We start from the raw sequence: 14365 nt of genomic DNA on the forward strand, positions 1-14365 counted from the left end.
GCTCGCGGATCATCCCGAAGCCGAGCGCATCAACGCCTTCCACCCGCTCGCCCGACTCGCCTGGCTGGCCGAGGAGGAGGAGGCCTGCTTCAGGGCGCTGGCCAGCGTGCTCGAGCCGAAGGACTGGCTGAATTTCCGCCTCACCGGCAGGCAGGCGGGCGACCCCATCTCGATGGCGCGGCTGATGGCCTGCACCGAGTTGACGGGAGATGGCGACGCGCTCTCGGCCCTCGGCCTGAAGCCTTCGATCATTCCACCGGCACTGGAGCCTTGCGCGGTGCTTGGGCCGGTCCAGCCGGGTCTGCCCGGCGCGCTCGGGCGATTGGCGGGTGTGCCGGTCTTCTGCTCGTCCAGCGATACCTGGGTCGCCGTGACCGGGCTGGGCGCGATGCGGCCCGGCTTCGCCTACAACATCTCAGGCACCACCGAAGTCCTCGGCGTCGTCGGCGAGCAGGCCGCTGCCACTGAGGGCCTGCTGACGGTCGACTGGCGCGGACTCTGGCAGCTCGGCGGCCCCAGCCAGAACGGCGCCGACACCGCCGCCTGGCTGGTGTCCCTGCTCGGCGGCACGGAGCGCGGCTTCGCGGATGTCGGCGACGGCATCGGCAAGCTGCTCGCCGGGCGGCGCCACCCGCAACCATTGGTCTTCCTGCCCTATCTCCAGGGCGAGCGCGTGCCCTATTGGAACCCGGCCTTGCGCGGCGCCTTCCTCGGACTTGGCCGCCAGCATGGCGCGACAGATCTCGCTTTTGCCGTTCTGGAAGGTGTCGCCTGCCTCAACCGCATCGTGCTGGAACGGGCCGAGGCCGCGCTCGGCGCCCCGGTCGGCGAGATCCGCTTCGGCGGCGGTGCCGCTTCCAACCCGGTCTGGGCGCAGATCAAGGYCGATCTCTGCAACCGCCCGGTCGTGGTCGGTGCCGCGAAGGAACCCGGCTTGCTCGGCGCCGCCATCATCGCCTGGACGGGGCTCGGCCGCTTCCCCTCGCTCGCGGCGGCGCAGGAGGCGCTCGTCACCCCCGCCCGGCGCTACGAACCTGATCCGGCTCGTCGCGGAGCCTATAACGCCCTGTTTGCCGTCTTCCGCCGGGCCGAGGCCGCGCTCGCGCCGATCTCGGCCGATCTCGCCGGGCTCTCGCGCAGCGCCGGCAGCCTGCCCGGCATCCATGCCACGCCATCGTCTCCGTAAGGACCCGACGCCATGAAGACCCTCGTCCAGACCGAATATGGCCGCGACCATCTGCTGGTCGGCTGCGTCCATACGCTCGCCCTGCCCGGCACGCCGCTCTACGACCGCAGCGGCGGCATGCGGAAGATCGTCAAGCAGGCGAAGGAAGAGGCCAGGATCCTGGAGGAGACCGGCTTCCACGCTTTGCTCTACACCAATGAATCCGACATGCCCTATGAGGCCAACATGCCGGTCGAGGTCGTCGCGGCGATGACCGAGGTGATCGCCGAATGCCAGGCCCAGACGAAGCTGCCGCACGGCGTCAACATGCTGATCGACCCGCCCGCCTCCATCGCCGTTGCCCATGCCACGGGCGGGCGCTTCGTGCGCGCTTTCCTGACCGGGCTGCTCGCCGGCGATATCGGCATGATGACGCCGGACGGTGCCCGCGCGTTGCGCCTGCGTGCCAATCTCGGCGCGGAAAACATCCGCATTATCTGTAACGTCACGCCGGGCTTCTCGATCAATCTCGACACGCGCCCGGTCGAGCAGCATGCCTCGGGCGCGGTCTTCATCGGGCTCGCGGATGTCGTCTGCGTCGGCGGCCCGGCCGCCGGCAAGGAAGCGGACATCTCGGTGATCGAGCGCGTCGCCAAGCAGGTCCCGGATACGCCCGTCGCGGTCGGTACCGGCGTCGCCGAGGAGAATATCGCCCGGCTCTCGGAGGTCGCCGACATCTTCATCATCGGCACCTCGATCAAGAAAGACCGCCAGACTCTGAATCCGGTCGATCCGAAGCGCGCCCACGCCCTGGTGCGCGCCTATGAAGCCCGCAAGGCGGCCTGAGATGACCAGGCCCACCACGACCAAGCCCGTCACGCTCATCACCRGCGCCTCCGGCGGCATCGGCTCGGTCCTCGCCACGACGCTCGCGGCTGCCGGCCATCGCCTCCTGCTCTGCGGGCTCGATCAGGCCGGGCTCGATGCGCTCTCCGCCGACATCACGGCCGCAGGCGGCGAAGCGCAAACGCTGGCCGGCGATGTCCGCGAGCGCGACTTCGCGCAGGCGGCGATCGATCTCGCCGCCACGCGCTTCGGCCGGCTCGACCATCTCGTGACCGGCGCCGGCGCCTCGCGCCCCGTGCCGCTGGTCGAGATGGAGGATGACGAGTGGGACAGGCTCGTCGACATCAACCTTTCGGCCGTCTTCCGCATCTCGAAAGCCGCCGCCCGCCAGATGATCGACCAAAGCGAGGGCGGCTCGATCGTCCACATCTCCTCGATCGCCCACAGCAATGGCGGCGCCAATCTCGCCTATGGCTCGGCCAAGGGCGGCGTCGCGACCCTCACCTACGGCATGGCCCAGCAGCTCGGGCCGCATGGAATCCGCGTGAATGCGGTTGCGCCGGGCATCATCGATACGCCAATGGTGCGCAACGGATTCGCTCAGCAGTTCAACGCGCTGGTCGAGGGCGCGGCGCAGCGGACGCCGCTGGGAAGACTGGGACGGCCCGAGGATGTCGCCAACGTGATCGCTTTCCTGCTTTCGGACGGCGCCGCCTTCGTCACCGGCGCGCTGATCCCGATCACCGGCGGCATCGAGATCCTGTCGCCGATCTCGACCATCGCGAAGGGAGCCTGAACCGGATGGGCGGCGTCTACCTGCGCGAATTGATCGGCCGCTACGGCACGGCGCTCGCCGGGCTGGCGCTGATCCTGTTCTTCCTGATCTTCGCGCCGAATTTCGCTACGGCGACCAATATCGTCAACGTGCTGAAGGATACGAGCTTCCTCGCCATCCTGGCGCTGGGTTTCACGCTTGCCTTCATCGTGGCTGAGCTCGATCTCTCCGTCGCCGAGGTCGCGAGCCTTGCCGCGGTGGTCTGCGGCTGGCTGATCAAGCTCCAGTATCCTCCGGCCGCAGCGGTGGCGACGGCGCTGGCAGTCGGCGTGGTCTTCGGCACGCTCAATGGCTTCGGGGTGACGCGGCTGCGCATCCCCTCCCTGATCATGACGCTGAGCACCGGCGCCATCGCGCGGGGCTGCGCCTTCATGATCACGCAGGGCGTCGCCTTCACCGGCCGCTGGCCGATCCAGTTCACCGGGCTGGCGCGCGGCACCAGCTTCGGCATTCCCAATCTCGTGCTCTGGCTGGCGGGCGCCACGCTCTTCGCCTGGGGGCTGGTCAAATGGACCCGCACCGGCGCCCATATGGTCGCGACCGGCGAGGCGGACGAGGCAGCGCGGCTCGCCGGCATCGCGACCGCGCGGATGAAGCGCATCGGCCTCCTGCTCGCCGGCGTCTTCGCCGGCATCATGGCGGTGCTGCTCGCCGCCAACCTGTCCTCGGCCGCGCCGAACATGGCGGGCGACTACCTGCTCTATGCCATYGCCGCCGTGCTGCTCGGCATGACGATGTTCGAACCCGGCAAGCCCAAYGTGSCCGGCACGGTCTTCGCGGCGCTGGTGCTGAAAGTGCTCGGCAATGGCTTGGTGCTGCTCGGCGCCGCCTATTACGTTCAGGACATCATGCTCGGCGCGATCATGATCGGCTCCGTCGCCTTCTCGGCCAGCGCGATCCGGAAGGTGGCGTTCAAGGTCTGACATCCAGAATCTGCGCTCAAAGAAACAGAAGAGGGGAGTTCACATGTTCGGTTTGCGCAAAATGCTGGTCGCGGCGGCCGCGCTCCTGGCGCTCGGCCAATCCGCCGGCGCCTTCGAGCTCGGCGTCATCGGCTTCCAGTTCTCGTCGGAGACGCATGCCCGCGTCGCCAACGCGGCGGCGGCCGCCGCCAAGGCCAAGGGCTGGAACGTCACGCTGCTGAATTCGGAAGGCGCGCTGCCCAAGCACGCCGAGCAGTTCGACGCGCTGATCGCCAAGAAAGTCGACGCGATCATCATCGCCATGGGCAAGCCGGTCGAGGCCGACGCCCAGTTCAAGGCGGCCAAGGATGCCGGCATCCCGGTGATCACCGTGCAATCGGGGTCTAGCCCGCATGCGCTCTTCGACATCCAGTCGAACGAATACAAGATCGGCGCCGATGCCGCGCTCTACCTGCTCGGCCAGCTCGGTTATCAGGGCAACATCCTGACCTCGCGCTTCGACCTCAACGTCGCCTCGCGCATCCGCGGCAAGATCCTCGACGCCGTGCTCTCCGAGAACCAGGCGGTGAAGGAGCTCGGCAAGTTCTCGATGGGCCGCACCCAGAGCTGGCGCGACGATGTCCGCTCCGGCATGCAGGCGCTGCTCCTGCAGAACCAGGGCAAGGTCAACGGCATCTGGGCCTCCTTCGACGGGCAGGCCTACATCATTGACGACCTGCTGCAGGCCCAGGGGATCAAGAAGGGCCAGATCCCGCTCGTCTCGGTCGATGGCGGCCAGGAGAGCTATGAGCGCATCGCCGACCCCAGCTCGACCTTCATGGCGACCGTCGCCGTGCCTTTCGAGGAGATGGGCAAGAAGGCGGTCGATGCCGTCCAGACCATCGTCGTCGAGAAGAAGCCGAAGGAGACCGTCGCCAGCGGCCCCTATCTCTTCATGGACGCCGTGCTCGTCGACAAGAACAACGTCCAGCAGTTCCTGAAGAAGTGAGTGCTCTTCCTTCTCCCCTCGGGGGAGAAGGTGGCTCGACGAAGTCGAGACGGATGAGGGGTCGTGCTGYGATTTCCGGTTTGCGTCGGCAAAGGCAGCATTGGAAGCGTCGAGAGACCCCTCACCCCACCCCTCTCCCGCAAGGGGCGAGGGGGCAAGTTGCGCCAAGCCGCCCCGCCCCAGAACTGGTTTGAAGCGATGACCGCACCCACCCCCCTCCTCTCCCTGCGCGGCATCGGCAAGAGCTACGGCGCCGTCGTCGCCGTGCGCGAGGTCGATCTCGATATCTTCCCGGGCGAGGTGGTCGCGTTGTGCGGCGACAACGGCGCCGGCAAGTCGAGCCTGATCAAGGTGATCTCCGGCGCCGAGGAGGCGACCAGCGGCACCATCAGCATGCGCGGAAAGCCGGTCGTCTTCGGCTCGCCGCACGACGCGCTTGGCCATGGCGTCGCAACGATCTATCAGGATCTGGCGCTCGCCCCGCGCCTCTCCATCGCCCAGAACGTCTTCATGGGCTCGGAGCTGACGAAGCCCGTGCTGCTGCCCTTTCTGCGCGTGCTCGACAAGAAGAGGATGATCGCGGAATCGCGCCGCTATCTGTCGCAGCTCTCCGCCGCCGTCACCGACATGACGCGCCCGGTCGAGCGGCTCTCGGGCGGCCAGCGCCAGGCGGTGGCGATCTCGCGCGCACTGCGCTGGAACGCCGAGATCATCATCATGGACGAGCCGACGGCGGCGCTCGGCGTCAAGGAAAGCGCGCTCGTCCTCGACCTCATCCGCAAGCTCAAGGCCGACGGGCGCACCGTCATCCTGATCAGCCACAACATGCGCGACGTGGTGGCATTGGCCGACCGCGTCGTCATCATGGGCGCAGGGCGCAAATATGTGGACCGGCCGCTCGGCGACCTCACCGCCGACGATATCGCCCATATGATCATGTCCGGCAACGCCAAGGCGGCCTGACAAAATGCCCGAAGCGATCATCATCGACACCGACCCGGGGCAGGACGACGCCGTTGCCCTGCTGCTCGCTTTCGCCAGCCCGGGCGAAATCGACCTCAAGGCGATCACCACCGTCGCCGGCAACGTCCCGGTGGCGCAGACCACCACGAACGCGCTGCGCATCCGCGACCTCGGCCAGCGCGGCGACATCCCGGTCTATCGCGGCGCCGAGGGACCGCTCGTCTTCCCGCTCGAAACCGCCGAATTCGTCTGCGGCCCGGACGGCTTGGCGGGAGCAGACCTTCCCGCCCCTGCCAGCGAGGCCGCGCCGGGCCATGCCGTCCAGGAGATCATCGATCTCTGCCGCACGGCTCCCGAAGATGGCGTCACGCTTTGCCCGCTCGGGCCGCTGACCAATCTGGCGCTGGCCTTTCGGCTCGCGCCGGACATCCTGCCCAAGGTCAGGCGCATCGTGCTGATGGGCGGCGCGATCGGCCTCGGCAACATCACGCCTGCCGCCGAATTCAACGTTCATGTCGATCCGCATGCGGCGGCAATCGTCTTCGGTTGCGGCCGGCCGATCGTGATGTTCGGCCTCGGCGTCACCTTGCAGGCCATCGCCAGCCACGACCAGATCGCCCGTATCGGCACGCTCGGCAGCGCCACGGGCAAGGCCATCTCGGGCATGCTGACCCGCCCGCGCCCCGGCGGACTCGGCAGCGACGGCCACCCGATGCACGACCCCTGCGTCATCGCCTTCTTGCTCTGGCCGGAACTCTTCGAAGGTCGCGACTGTTTCGTCGCGGTCGAGACCGGCGACGGGCCGCTACGCGGCCGCACCACCATCGACTGGAACGGCCGGCTCAAGCGCGCGCCCAACGCTCATGTCGTCTCGGCCGTGAAGGCCCATGAGCTGTTCGAGCGGATGATCGAACGCCTCGCCACCCTGCCCTGAAGGATCGCCCCATGCCGCATTTCGTCGAAGCGTTGCAGCAGGAGGCGGCGGACGCCATCGCGCGGATGCAGGAAACCGCGCTCCGGGCGCGCCATGCCCATGCCCGCGCCGAACTGATGCGCCACATGCTGACCACCGCCCGCAAGGTGAAGCACAAACCGAAAGCGGAAGCCGTCGAGACCGTGGTGCGCGAATGGATGGACGCCTGGAACCTTGCCCGCAGCGACTGGCCGCACATCGCCCGCGAGATGGAAGCCTTCACCGAGGCCTTCCACGATTACGCCAACGACCCGAGCGACGCCCATGACGAGCGTTTGCGCGAGACCTGCGCCGCGCTCGACATCGTGCTGGAGAAGGAGGGCACCTCGATCTCCGACCAGATGGCCTTCCGCTCGCAATGCGCCCATCGCTGGTGGGAGCTGGTGAAGCCGGTCCCTGACGACCTGCCCGGCCGCAAGCCGCGGCCTTCGGTGCCCGAGCTTGAATCCGGCAAAGCATTCTGGGAAGCCAGCTGCGCCGATTTCTGCCGGTAGCTCTCCGTCATTGCGAGGACCAAGGCCTCGCTCGYAATGACGGCTGACGCTCAACCCTCGACGAATTGCATCCGGTGCAGCCGCGCATAGGCGCCGTCGCGCGCCAGCAAAGCGTCATGGCTGCCGGTCTCGACGATCCTGCCCTCGTCCATCACCACGATCAGGTCGGCCTCGCGGATGGTCGAGAGCCGATGCGCGATGACCAGGGTCGTGCGCCCCTTCATCAGCCGCGCCAGCGCCTGCTGGACGAGGCGCTCCGATTCGGTGTCGAGCGCGCTCGTCGCCTCGTCGAGCAGAAGGATCGGCGCGTCCTTCAGGATCGCACGGGCAATCGCGATGCGCTGGCGCTCGCCACCGGAGAGCTTGTGGCCGCGCTCGCCGACGGAGGCGTCGTAGCCGCCCGGCATCGCCGTGATGAAGTCATGCGCCGCCGCAGCCTGCGCCGCCGCGACGATCTCGGCCTCGCTCGCGCCCGGCCGTCCGAAGGCGATATTGGCCCGCACCGTATCGTCGAAGAGCACGACATCCTGGCTGACGACGCCGATCTGGTGGCGCAGGCTCTTCAAGCTCACATCGCGCAGATCCTGCCCGTCGATCTCGATACGCCCCCCGGTCGGATCGTAGAGGCGCGGCACCAGCGCGAGCAGCGTCGACTTGCCGGAGCCCGAACGCCCGACCAGCGCCGTGGTCTTGCCGCCCTGCGCCACGAGGTCGATTCCTTCCAGCGCGCGCTGATCCTCGCGATAGCGGAAGCGCAGATGCCGGAAGGCGATGCCGCCGGAGGAGACCGCCAGCGGCTTCGCGCCCGGCCGGTCGAGGATCTGGGGCTTCTCGTCGAGCAGCGCGTAATAGCGCTTCAACGAGGCGCCGGCCTCCTGCACGATGGCGTTGAGATTGCCGAGCGAGCGCATCGGCTGGGCCGCGAGCAGCAGGGCCGAAACATAGCCGGTGAAATCGCCAACGGTGGACGAGCCCGAGGTGATGCGCACGCCGATCGCGGCGAGCACGCCCGCGACCGCCATGCCGCCCCCGACCTCCAGCAGCGGATCGAGCCGGCCGCGCGCATTGGCGGCCTTCATCTTGAGCGCCCGGATCGTCTCGAAGGCGCTGGCCGCGCGCTGCTTCAGATAGGGCTCGAGCGAATCGGTCTTGGCGACGCGCGCGCCCTGCAGGCTTTCGGTGACGAGGCTCGCCATGATGCCCGTCTGCTCTTGCTGGGAATTGGCCATGCGCCGGAGCTTCTTGCCGATCCGGCCGATCGGATGGGCGATCACGGGCGCGATCAGCAGCACGACCAGCGTCATCTGCCAGTCGATCCAGAACAGCGCGCCGATCAGCGCGATCGCCGTCACCACATCGCGGATGGCGATGTTGACGATGCGCGTCAGCGCTTCCTTGACGAAGGTGAAATCGGTGGTGAAGCGCTGCGTCAGCGAGGCCGGGTTCTCCTTCTGAAGCTGCGCGAGATCGGCATCGATCAGATGGCCGTAAAGCTCCGTCTGCATGTCCGCCTCGATCCGGCTGACGACGGTATTGGTCATCACCGTCTGGGCCAGCAGCGAGAAGCCCTTGATCGCGGTCACGATGACCACCACGGTCGCGACGGCGTTGATCACGCCGATATCGTAGTTGATCGACTTGGAGACCAGTCGCTCCATGCGCCGCACGAACCCGGTCGATTCGGCGGCCAGCGGATCGGCGAAGGCATCGAAGGCCGCCTTGATCAGCAGCGGATAGAAGCTCGTCGTCGCCGCGATGACCACGACCAGCGCCAGGATCATCGCCATCTGCGGCAGGTAGCGGCTGATCTGCTCGCGCCAGACGCGGGCGAAGAGCGCGAGGGTGTCGTCGGTGACGCGGCCGATCTTCATGGGCCGCGCCCTACCATGCCGGGCCGGCAAGCGCCACTGGCGTGGATGGGACGGGCAATGTGGCAATCGGGTCTTGCTCCGGACACGAAGCTGTCATCCCATGGCCCGAACGATTCAGGAGACTCCATGCCTTCGACCCCGCCGGCGCAGCCGGGCCAGAGCTTCGCCGAGATCGATACGCCTGCGCTGCTGCTCGATCTCGATGCCTTCGAGCGCAATCTCGTCGCCATGGCCGCCTTCAGCGAGGCTCACGGCATTCGTCTGCGGCCTCACGCCAAGACCCATAAGAGCCCGGAGATCGCGCTGCGCCAGATCGCCCATGGCGCCGTCGGGCAATGCTGCCAGAAGGTCTCGGAGGCGGAGATCCTCGTCGCCGGCGGCGTCGGTGACGTGCTGGTGACCAACGAGATCGCGAGCCCCGCCAAGCTGGACCGCCTCGCCATCCTCGCGCGCAGCGCCAAGATCGGCCTTTGCGTCGATCACGCCGACGGCGTGCGCGAGGCGGCCGCGGCTGCCGCGCGCCATGACGTGGTGCTCGACGTCATGGTCGAGATCGATGTCGGCGGGCGCCGCTGCGGCGTCGCGCCGGGAGAAGGCGCCGTCCGGCTGGCTGAGGCCATCGCGCGCTCGAACACGCTGCGCTTCGCCGGCCTGCAGGCCTATCACGGCTCGGCCCAGCACATGCGCTCCATCGACGAGCGCAGCGAGGCCATCGAGCGCGCCGGGCTCGCCGCGCGCAACACCGCCGAGCGCCTCGCCCAGGCCGGTTTGGAGTGCCCGGTCATCAGCGGCGCCGGCACCGGCACCTATGAGCTCGAGGCGCAATCGGGCATCTGGAACGAACTGCAATGCGGCTCCTACATCTTCATGGACGCCGATTATGCCCGCAACCGCCAGGCCGACGGCTCGCCCTTCCGCAGTTTCGAGCACGCGCTCTTCATCCTCGCCGGCGTGATGAGCAAGCCGGTGCCGGACCGCGCCATCGTCGATGCCGGGCACAAGACCGCCTCGGTCGATTCCGGCATGCCGGTGCCGTTCCAGCGCGAGGGCGCGATCTACACCAAGCCTTCCGACGAGCATGGCGTCCTGATCGGGGATCCCGTCGCGCTGCCGCATCGCGGCGACCGCGTCCTGCTGATTCCCGGCCATTGCGACCCGACCGTGAACCTGCACGACTGGTATGTCTGCGTGCGCGGCCTGCACGGGCCCGATGCCCATGTCGAGGCGGTCTGGCCGGTTGCGGCGCGCGGCGCCGTGACCTGATCGCCCGGAATGCTGGCTGAGCTTGCCCTGAGGCTGGCAAGGCCGGACCCGTCGCGATCCTCGGTTCCGGGCTGCTGCGCGATGTCGCGCTGAACCTATGCCCGCTTACGGCCGCCAGCCGGTCTCTTCCACCGGAGCGCTCTCGCGCTCTTCCTCGCGGCGCGCCTCCTCGACCACCGCGAAAAGCGCCCGCAGGGCCGCATCGACACCTTCGCCCGAGGCCGAGGACAGGATGATCGGCATGCGCTTGGCCGCCCGCTTCAAGCGTGCCACCTGTTCCTTCAGCAGCTCCGGCGACAGCGCGTCGACCTTGGAGAGGGCGACGATCTCGGGCTTGTCCGCCAGCCCCTCGCCATAGGCCTCCAGCTCCTCGCGCACGACCTTGTAGGCYTTGCCGGCGTGCTCGCTCGTGCCCTCGACCAGATGCAGCAGCACGCGGCAGCGCTCGATATGGCCGAGRAAGCGRTCGCCGAGSCCRTGGCCYTCATGCGCGCCCTCRATCAGGCCRGGAATATCGGCCARCACCATCTCCTGGTCATGGACGCGCACGACGCCGAGGCCGGGATGCAGCGTGGTGAAGGGATAATCCGCGATCTTGGGCTTGGCCGCCGTCACCGCGGCGAGGAAGGTCGATTTGCCGGCATTCGGCAGGCCGACCAGGCCCGCATCGGCGATCAGCTTCAGCCTCAACCAGATCCAGCGCTCCTCGCCCGGCAGGCCGGGATTGGCATGGCGTGGCGCCTGGTTGCTCGAGGTCTTGAAATAGGCGTTGCCGAAGCCGCCATTGCCACCCTTGCACAGCACGAAGCGCTGGCCCGGCTCGGTCAGATCGGCGATCGGCGTCTCGCCATCCTCCTCGAGGATCTCCGTGCCCGGCGGCACCTTCAGCACGATCGCCGGCGAATTGGCGCCGTGGCGGTCCTTGCCCATGCCGTGCTCGCCGGTCCTGGCCTTGAAATGCTGCCGGTAGCGGTAGTCGATCAGCGTGTTCAGCCCCTGCACGCATTCGACGACGATGTCGCCGCCACGCCCGCCGTCGCCGCCATTGGGCCCGCCGAACTCGATGAATTTTTCGCGACGGAAGGAGACGCAGCCGGCGCCGCCGTCACCCGCCTTCACATAGATCTTGGCCTGGTCGAGGAATTTCATGGCTTCTCAGTAGTGATCCGGGGGCACTAGGGCAATGCGTCGCATCACGCCGCGAGCCTGAAAGCGCTCATTTCCTCGCGCAGCGCATCGGCGAAGCGCTGGGCCGCCAGTCCGGGATGCGGCGCCATGATCAGCCCGACAGTGAGCTCGAACAGCGGCGGCAGGTCCTCGGCAGGCCCCAGACGGCGCAGCGAGGGCGGCACCGCGCTTTCCGTCATCGCCGTGACGCAGAAACCGCCTTCGACCGCCGACAGCACGCCGGAGGTATGCGAGCAGGAGAAGACCAGCCGATACGCCCGCCCCGCGCTGTTCAGGGCCGCGAGGATGCGCGGTCGCGCCCGGCAGCCTTCCGAGAACAGGGCGAGCGGCAGCGTCTCCTGCAATTCGGGCCGATGGCCGCGCGCCGCGACCCAGATCAGCGGCTCGCGCCTAAGCATCTCGCCGAGCGGCCGCTGCGGATCCTGCGTCACCACGGCGAGATCGAGTTCGCCGGCCTTGAGCGCCGGCTCGATCCGCTTCGAGATATCGCAGCGGACCTCGAGCTCGACCTTGGGATGCTCAACCGCGAAGCGCGCGATCAGCGGCCTCAGATAGGCGTCCATGTAGTCGTCGGGAACGCCGATGCGCAGCCGCCCTGTCGGCGTCTCCCCGCCCAGATCGGCCAGCGCCTCGCGCTCGACCGCCAGCAGGCGCCTTGCATGGGCGATCAGCCGCTCGCCCGCATCGGTCGGCGTGACGCCGCGGCGCGAGCGCTCCAGCAGCTTGTGGCCTAGCTGGCTCTCCAGATCCTGGATGCGCACCGAGATCGCCGATTGCGTGCGCCCGAGCCGCGCGCTGGCAGCGGTGAAGCCGCCGGTTTCCGCGACGGCGACCAGCATGCCGAGCGCGGCGAGGTCGAAATGGCCGTTCATCATGTGCCTCCGTGAGACGCCGATCATCCATCGATTTTAAGAATGGTTAAATCAGTATAATCCGTTTTTCCGATGCGAAAAAGCATCCTATAGCAGCGCAGAACCGGTGGACCGGCCGATGCGGGAAGGCGAAGGAAGCCTTCCGGGCCAGGCCGCCGGCACAGAAGCAGTTTCGATGTCCGCCCCCGCGATTTCCGTCCGCCCCGCCTCCCCCGCGCTCGCCATGTTCGCCGCCCTGCTCGCGGGCGCGACCTTCATCGGTTTTTCCGGCATTTTCGTCCGCCTCAGCGATGTCGGCCCGGCCGCTGCCGGCTTCTGGCGGATGATCTTCGCCATGCCCGTGCTGATGGCCTGGACCGCCTTCGAGCGGCGCCGGCCTGCGGGCGGATCCTCGCTCGGTCGCGGCGCTTTCGTGCCGATCGCGCTGGCCGGCCTGACCTTCGGCGTCGATGTCGTGCTCTACAATGCYTCGCTCGGCTTCACGACCATCGCCAACGCCTCGCTGCTCGGCAATCTCGCGCCGGTCGGCGTCGTGCTCGGCGGCTGGCTGATCCTCGGCGACAAGCCGTCGCGCCGCATCCTCGGCGCGCTGATGCTGGCGATCGCCGGCGCGCTGCTGCTCGTGCTGCCGAAATTCACCGGCAACCCCGCCGCCACCGGCAATCTCCTTGGCGATTCGCTGGCCGTCGGTGCGGCGATGTCGTACGCCGCCTATATCCTCGCCATCGGCCGTGCGCGCGGCCGCGCCGATGCCGGGCTGGTCAGCCTGATCTCCAGCCTCGTCTGCGCCGGCTTCTGCTTCGTCGCGGCGCTGGTCTTGCACGAGCAGATCATCCCGATGAGCCTGCAGGGCTGGCTCGCGGTGATCGGGCTCGGCCTCGTCTCGCATGCGCTCGGCCAGGGGCTGATCACGCTCTCGCTCGGCAGCTATGGCGCCAGTGCGGCCTCGCTCGTCATGGTCTGGCCGGCGCTGGTCGCGGTGCTCGCCGCCTGGGCGATCTTCGGCGAGCAGCCGACCCCGGTGCAGGCCTTCGGCGGCGTCGCCATTCTCGCCGCCGTGCTGATGGTGCGGCGCGGCTGAACTCTGCGCTCAGACCGCCGGCTTGACGCCGTAGTGCAGGATCACGGTGCCGTTCTTGAGCGGACGGACCGCGATCAGCGCATAATGGCGCTTTTCCGCGTTCGGCTTGAACAAGGGCGTGCCCTGCCCGATCGTGACCGGCGCGACCGCGATCATGATCTCGTCGACGAGCCCTGCCGCCAGCAGCGACTCCGTCAGTACGGCGCTGCCGAAGACATAGATGTCCTTGCCGGCTTCCGCTTTTCGGCGCGTGATTTCCGCGACGATATCGGCCGTGACCGTGGTGTTGTTCCAGTCGGAGCCGGTCAGGCTGCGTGAGGCGACGAGCTTCGGCAGAGCGTTCATGAAACCCTTGGTCTCGCCCTCCTCCTCGGCCGAAGTCCAATAGGCCTTCATGCCCTCATAGGTGAMGCGGCCGAAGACGAGCAGCCCCGCCTTGCGCCCGAATTCGCTGCTGAGCGCGGAGAGCTCCTCGCCCCAGGCGTCACCATGGAAGCCGAGATCCCACTTCTCCTTGCCTTCGAAGAACCCCTCCAGCGTCACCAGATTCCAGACGATCACCTTGGCCATGGCATCCTCCCGACAGGTTCGGTCAAAACCAGTTTCAATTTGCAATCAGTTGCTGTGTAGCGAAACCGATCCTATATTGCAACTGGTTTTGGAGACGAGCATGCGCGAGACCGGCCGTTCGGGCTGTCCGATCAATCTGACGCTGGAAATCCTGGGCGATCGCTGGAGCCTGATCGTCCTGCGCGACATCATGTTCGGCAACCGCCGGCATTTTCGCGAGATGCTGGCGAAATCAGACGAAGGCATCGCCTCGAACATCCTCGCCGACCGGCTGAAGCGACTGGTCGAGCGCGGGCTGCTCTCGCGCCGCGACGACATTACGCACAAGCAGAA

General features: G+C 67.8%; 15 protein-coding genes. 11 read left to right on the plus strand and 4 right to left on the minus strand.

The annotated features are described in order from the left end of the window. From AB4Y99_RS16060 to AB4Y99_RS16095, 8 genes are all read left to right on the plus strand, one after another. Positions 1 to 1186 (plus strand): xylulokinase (locus AB4Y99_RS16060; protein WP_441523997.1); only part of this gene is annotated, 1186 nt, incomplete at its 5' end. A 12-nt stretch (positions 1187 to 1198) separates the two neighbouring features. Beyond that, complete coding sequence (locus AB4Y99_RS16065; protein ID WP_441523998.1) at positions 1199 to 2011, plus strand: BtpA/SgcQ family protein; 813 nt, start codon at positions 1199 to 1201, stop codon at positions 2009 to 2011. 1 nt (position 2012) lies between these two features. Continuing rightward, complete coding sequence (locus AB4Y99_RS16070; RefSeq protein WP_441523999.1) at positions 2013 to 2807, plus strand: SDR family NAD(P)-dependent oxidoreductase; 795 nt, start codon at positions 2013 to 2015, stop codon at positions 2805 to 2807. A gap of 5 nt (positions 2808 to 2812) precedes the next feature. Then, positions 2813 to 3769, plus strand: a complete 957-nt coding sequence (locus tag AB4Y99_RS16075; protein WP_441524000.1) for an ABC transporter permease — start codon at positions 2813 to 2815, stop codon at positions 3767 to 3769. 43 nt (positions 3770 to 3812) lie between these two features. Continuing rightward, the gene (locus AB4Y99_RS16080; RefSeq protein ID WP_441524001.1) at positions 3813 to 4757 is read left to right on the plus strand and encodes a sugar ABC transporter substrate-binding protein; all 945 of its coding nucleotides are present in this window, start codon (positions 3813 to 3815) and stop codon (positions 4755 to 4757) included. A 198-nt stretch (positions 4758 to 4955) separates the two neighbouring features. Beyond that, positions 4956 to 5720: an ATP-binding cassette domain-containing protein gene (locus AB4Y99_RS16085; protein ID WP_441524002.1), complete on the plus strand. Its 765-nt coding sequence runs from the start codon at positions 4956 to 4958 to the stop codon at positions 5718 to 5720. Between the two features lie 4 nt (positions 5721 to 5724). Continuing rightward, the gene (locus AB4Y99_RS16090; protein WP_441524003.1) at positions 5725 to 6654 is read left to right on the plus strand and encodes a nucleoside hydrolase; all 930 of its coding nucleotides are present in this window, start codon (positions 5725 to 5727) and stop codon (positions 6652 to 6654) included. Positions 6655 to 6665: 11 nt separating this feature from the next. After that, positions 6666 to 7187 (plus strand): hypothetical protein, encoded by a 522-nt coding sequence (locus tag AB4Y99_RS16095; protein ID WP_441524004.1) that lies wholly within the window; start codon positions 6666 to 6668, stop codon positions 7185 to 7187. A 50-nt stretch (positions 7188 to 7237) separates the two neighbouring features. On the opposite strand, the gene AB4Y99_RS16100 is transcribed toward AB4Y99_RS16095, so the two are convergent. Continuing rightward, the gene (locus tag AB4Y99_RS16100; protein WP_038362772.1) at positions 7238 to 9058 is read right to left on the minus strand and encodes an ABC transporter ATP-binding protein; all 1821 of its coding nucleotides are present in this window, start codon (positions 9056 to 9058) and stop codon (positions 7238 to 7240) included. Positions 9059 to 9184: 126 nt separating this feature from the next. Here AB4Y99_RS16100 and AB4Y99_RS16105 point away from each other — a divergent pair, with 126 nt between their 5' ends. Then, positions 9185 to 10321: a DSD1 family PLP-dependent enzyme gene (locus tag AB4Y99_RS16105; RefSeq protein ID WP_441524005.1), complete on the plus strand. Its 1137-nt coding sequence runs from the start codon at positions 9185 to 9187 to the stop codon at positions 10319 to 10321. A gap of 105 nt (positions 10322 to 10426) precedes the next feature. Here AB4Y99_RS16105 and obgE read toward each other — a convergent pair whose 3' ends face one another. Together obgE and AB4Y99_RS16115 are read right to left on the minus strand one after the other, a co-directional pair. After that, a complete protein-coding gene (gene obgE / locus AB4Y99_RS16110) occupies positions 10427 to 11470 on the minus strand; it encodes a GTPase ObgE (protein ID WP_038362769.1) in 1044 nt (347 codons plus the stop codon). 44 nt (positions 11471 to 11514) lie between these two features. Next, positions 11515 to 12381, minus strand: coding sequence for a LysR family transcriptional regulator (locus tag AB4Y99_RS16115; RefSeq protein ID WP_051988146.1), 867 nt, complete (start codon positions 12379 to 12381; stop codon positions 11515 to 11517). 175 nt (positions 12382 to 12556) lie between these two features. On the opposite strand from AB4Y99_RS16115, the gene AB4Y99_RS16120 reads away from it, so the two are divergent. After that, complete coding sequence (locus AB4Y99_RS16120; RefSeq protein ID WP_429068666.1) at positions 12557 to 13462, plus strand: DMT family transporter; 906 nt, start codon at positions 12557 to 12559, stop codon at positions 13460 to 13462. 9 nt (positions 13463 to 13471) lie between these two features. Here the strand turns inward: AB4Y99_RS16120 and AB4Y99_RS16125 are convergent, their stop codons facing one another. Continuing rightward, entirely contained in the window at positions 13472 to 14032 is a 561-nt protein-coding gene (locus AB4Y99_RS16125; protein WP_441524006.1) for a dihydrofolate reductase family protein, read from the minus strand. Between the two features lie 100 nt (positions 14033 to 14132). On the opposite strand from AB4Y99_RS16125, the gene AB4Y99_RS16130 reads away from it, so the two are divergent. After that, positions 14133 to 14365 (plus strand): winged helix-turn-helix transcriptional regulator (locus AB4Y99_RS16130; protein ID WP_441524007.1); only part of this gene is annotated, 233 nt, incomplete at its 3' end.

This window comes from Allobosea sp. TAB14 (assembly GCF_052113865.1).
GTDB lineage: Bacteria > Pseudomonadota > Alphaproteobacteria > Rhizobiales > Beijerinckiaceae > Allobosea > Allobosea spartocytisi.

Excerpts from the sequence above, each read along its gene's own strand:
- AB4Y99_RS16115 (WP_051988146.1), bottom strand. The coding sequence starts at position 12,381 with ATGAACGGCCATTTCGACCTCGCCGCGCTCGGCATGCTGGTCGCCGTC.
- AB4Y99_RS16065 (WP_441523998.1), top strand. The coding sequence starts at position 1,199 with ATGAAGACCCTCGTCCAGACCGAATATGGCCGCGACCATCTGCTGGTC.
- AB4Y99_RS16090 (WP_441524003.1), top strand. The coding sequence starts at position 5,725 with ATGCCCGAAGCGATCATCATCGACACCGACCCGGGGCAGGACGACGCC.
- AB4Y99_RS16080 (WP_441524001.1), top strand. The coding sequence starts at position 3,813 with ATGTTCGGTTTGCGCAAAATGCTGGTCGCGGCGGCCGCGCTCCTGGCG.
- AB4Y99_RS16100 (WP_038362772.1), bottom strand. The coding sequence starts at position 9,058 with ATGAAGATCGGCCGCGTCACCGACGACACCCTCGCGCTCTTCGCCCGC.
- AB4Y99_RS16105 (WP_441524005.1), top strand. The coding sequence starts at position 9,185 with ATGCCTTCGACCCCGCCGGCGCAGCCGGGCCAGAGCTTCGCCGAGATC.
- AB4Y99_RS16095 (WP_441524004.1), top strand. The coding sequence starts at position 6,666 with ATGCCGCATTTCGTCGAAGCGTTGCAGCAGGAGGCGGCGGACGCCATC.
- AB4Y99_RS16085 (WP_441524002.1), top strand. The coding sequence starts at position 4,956 with ATGACCGCACCCACCCCCCTCCTCTCCCTGCGCGGCATCGGCAAGAGC.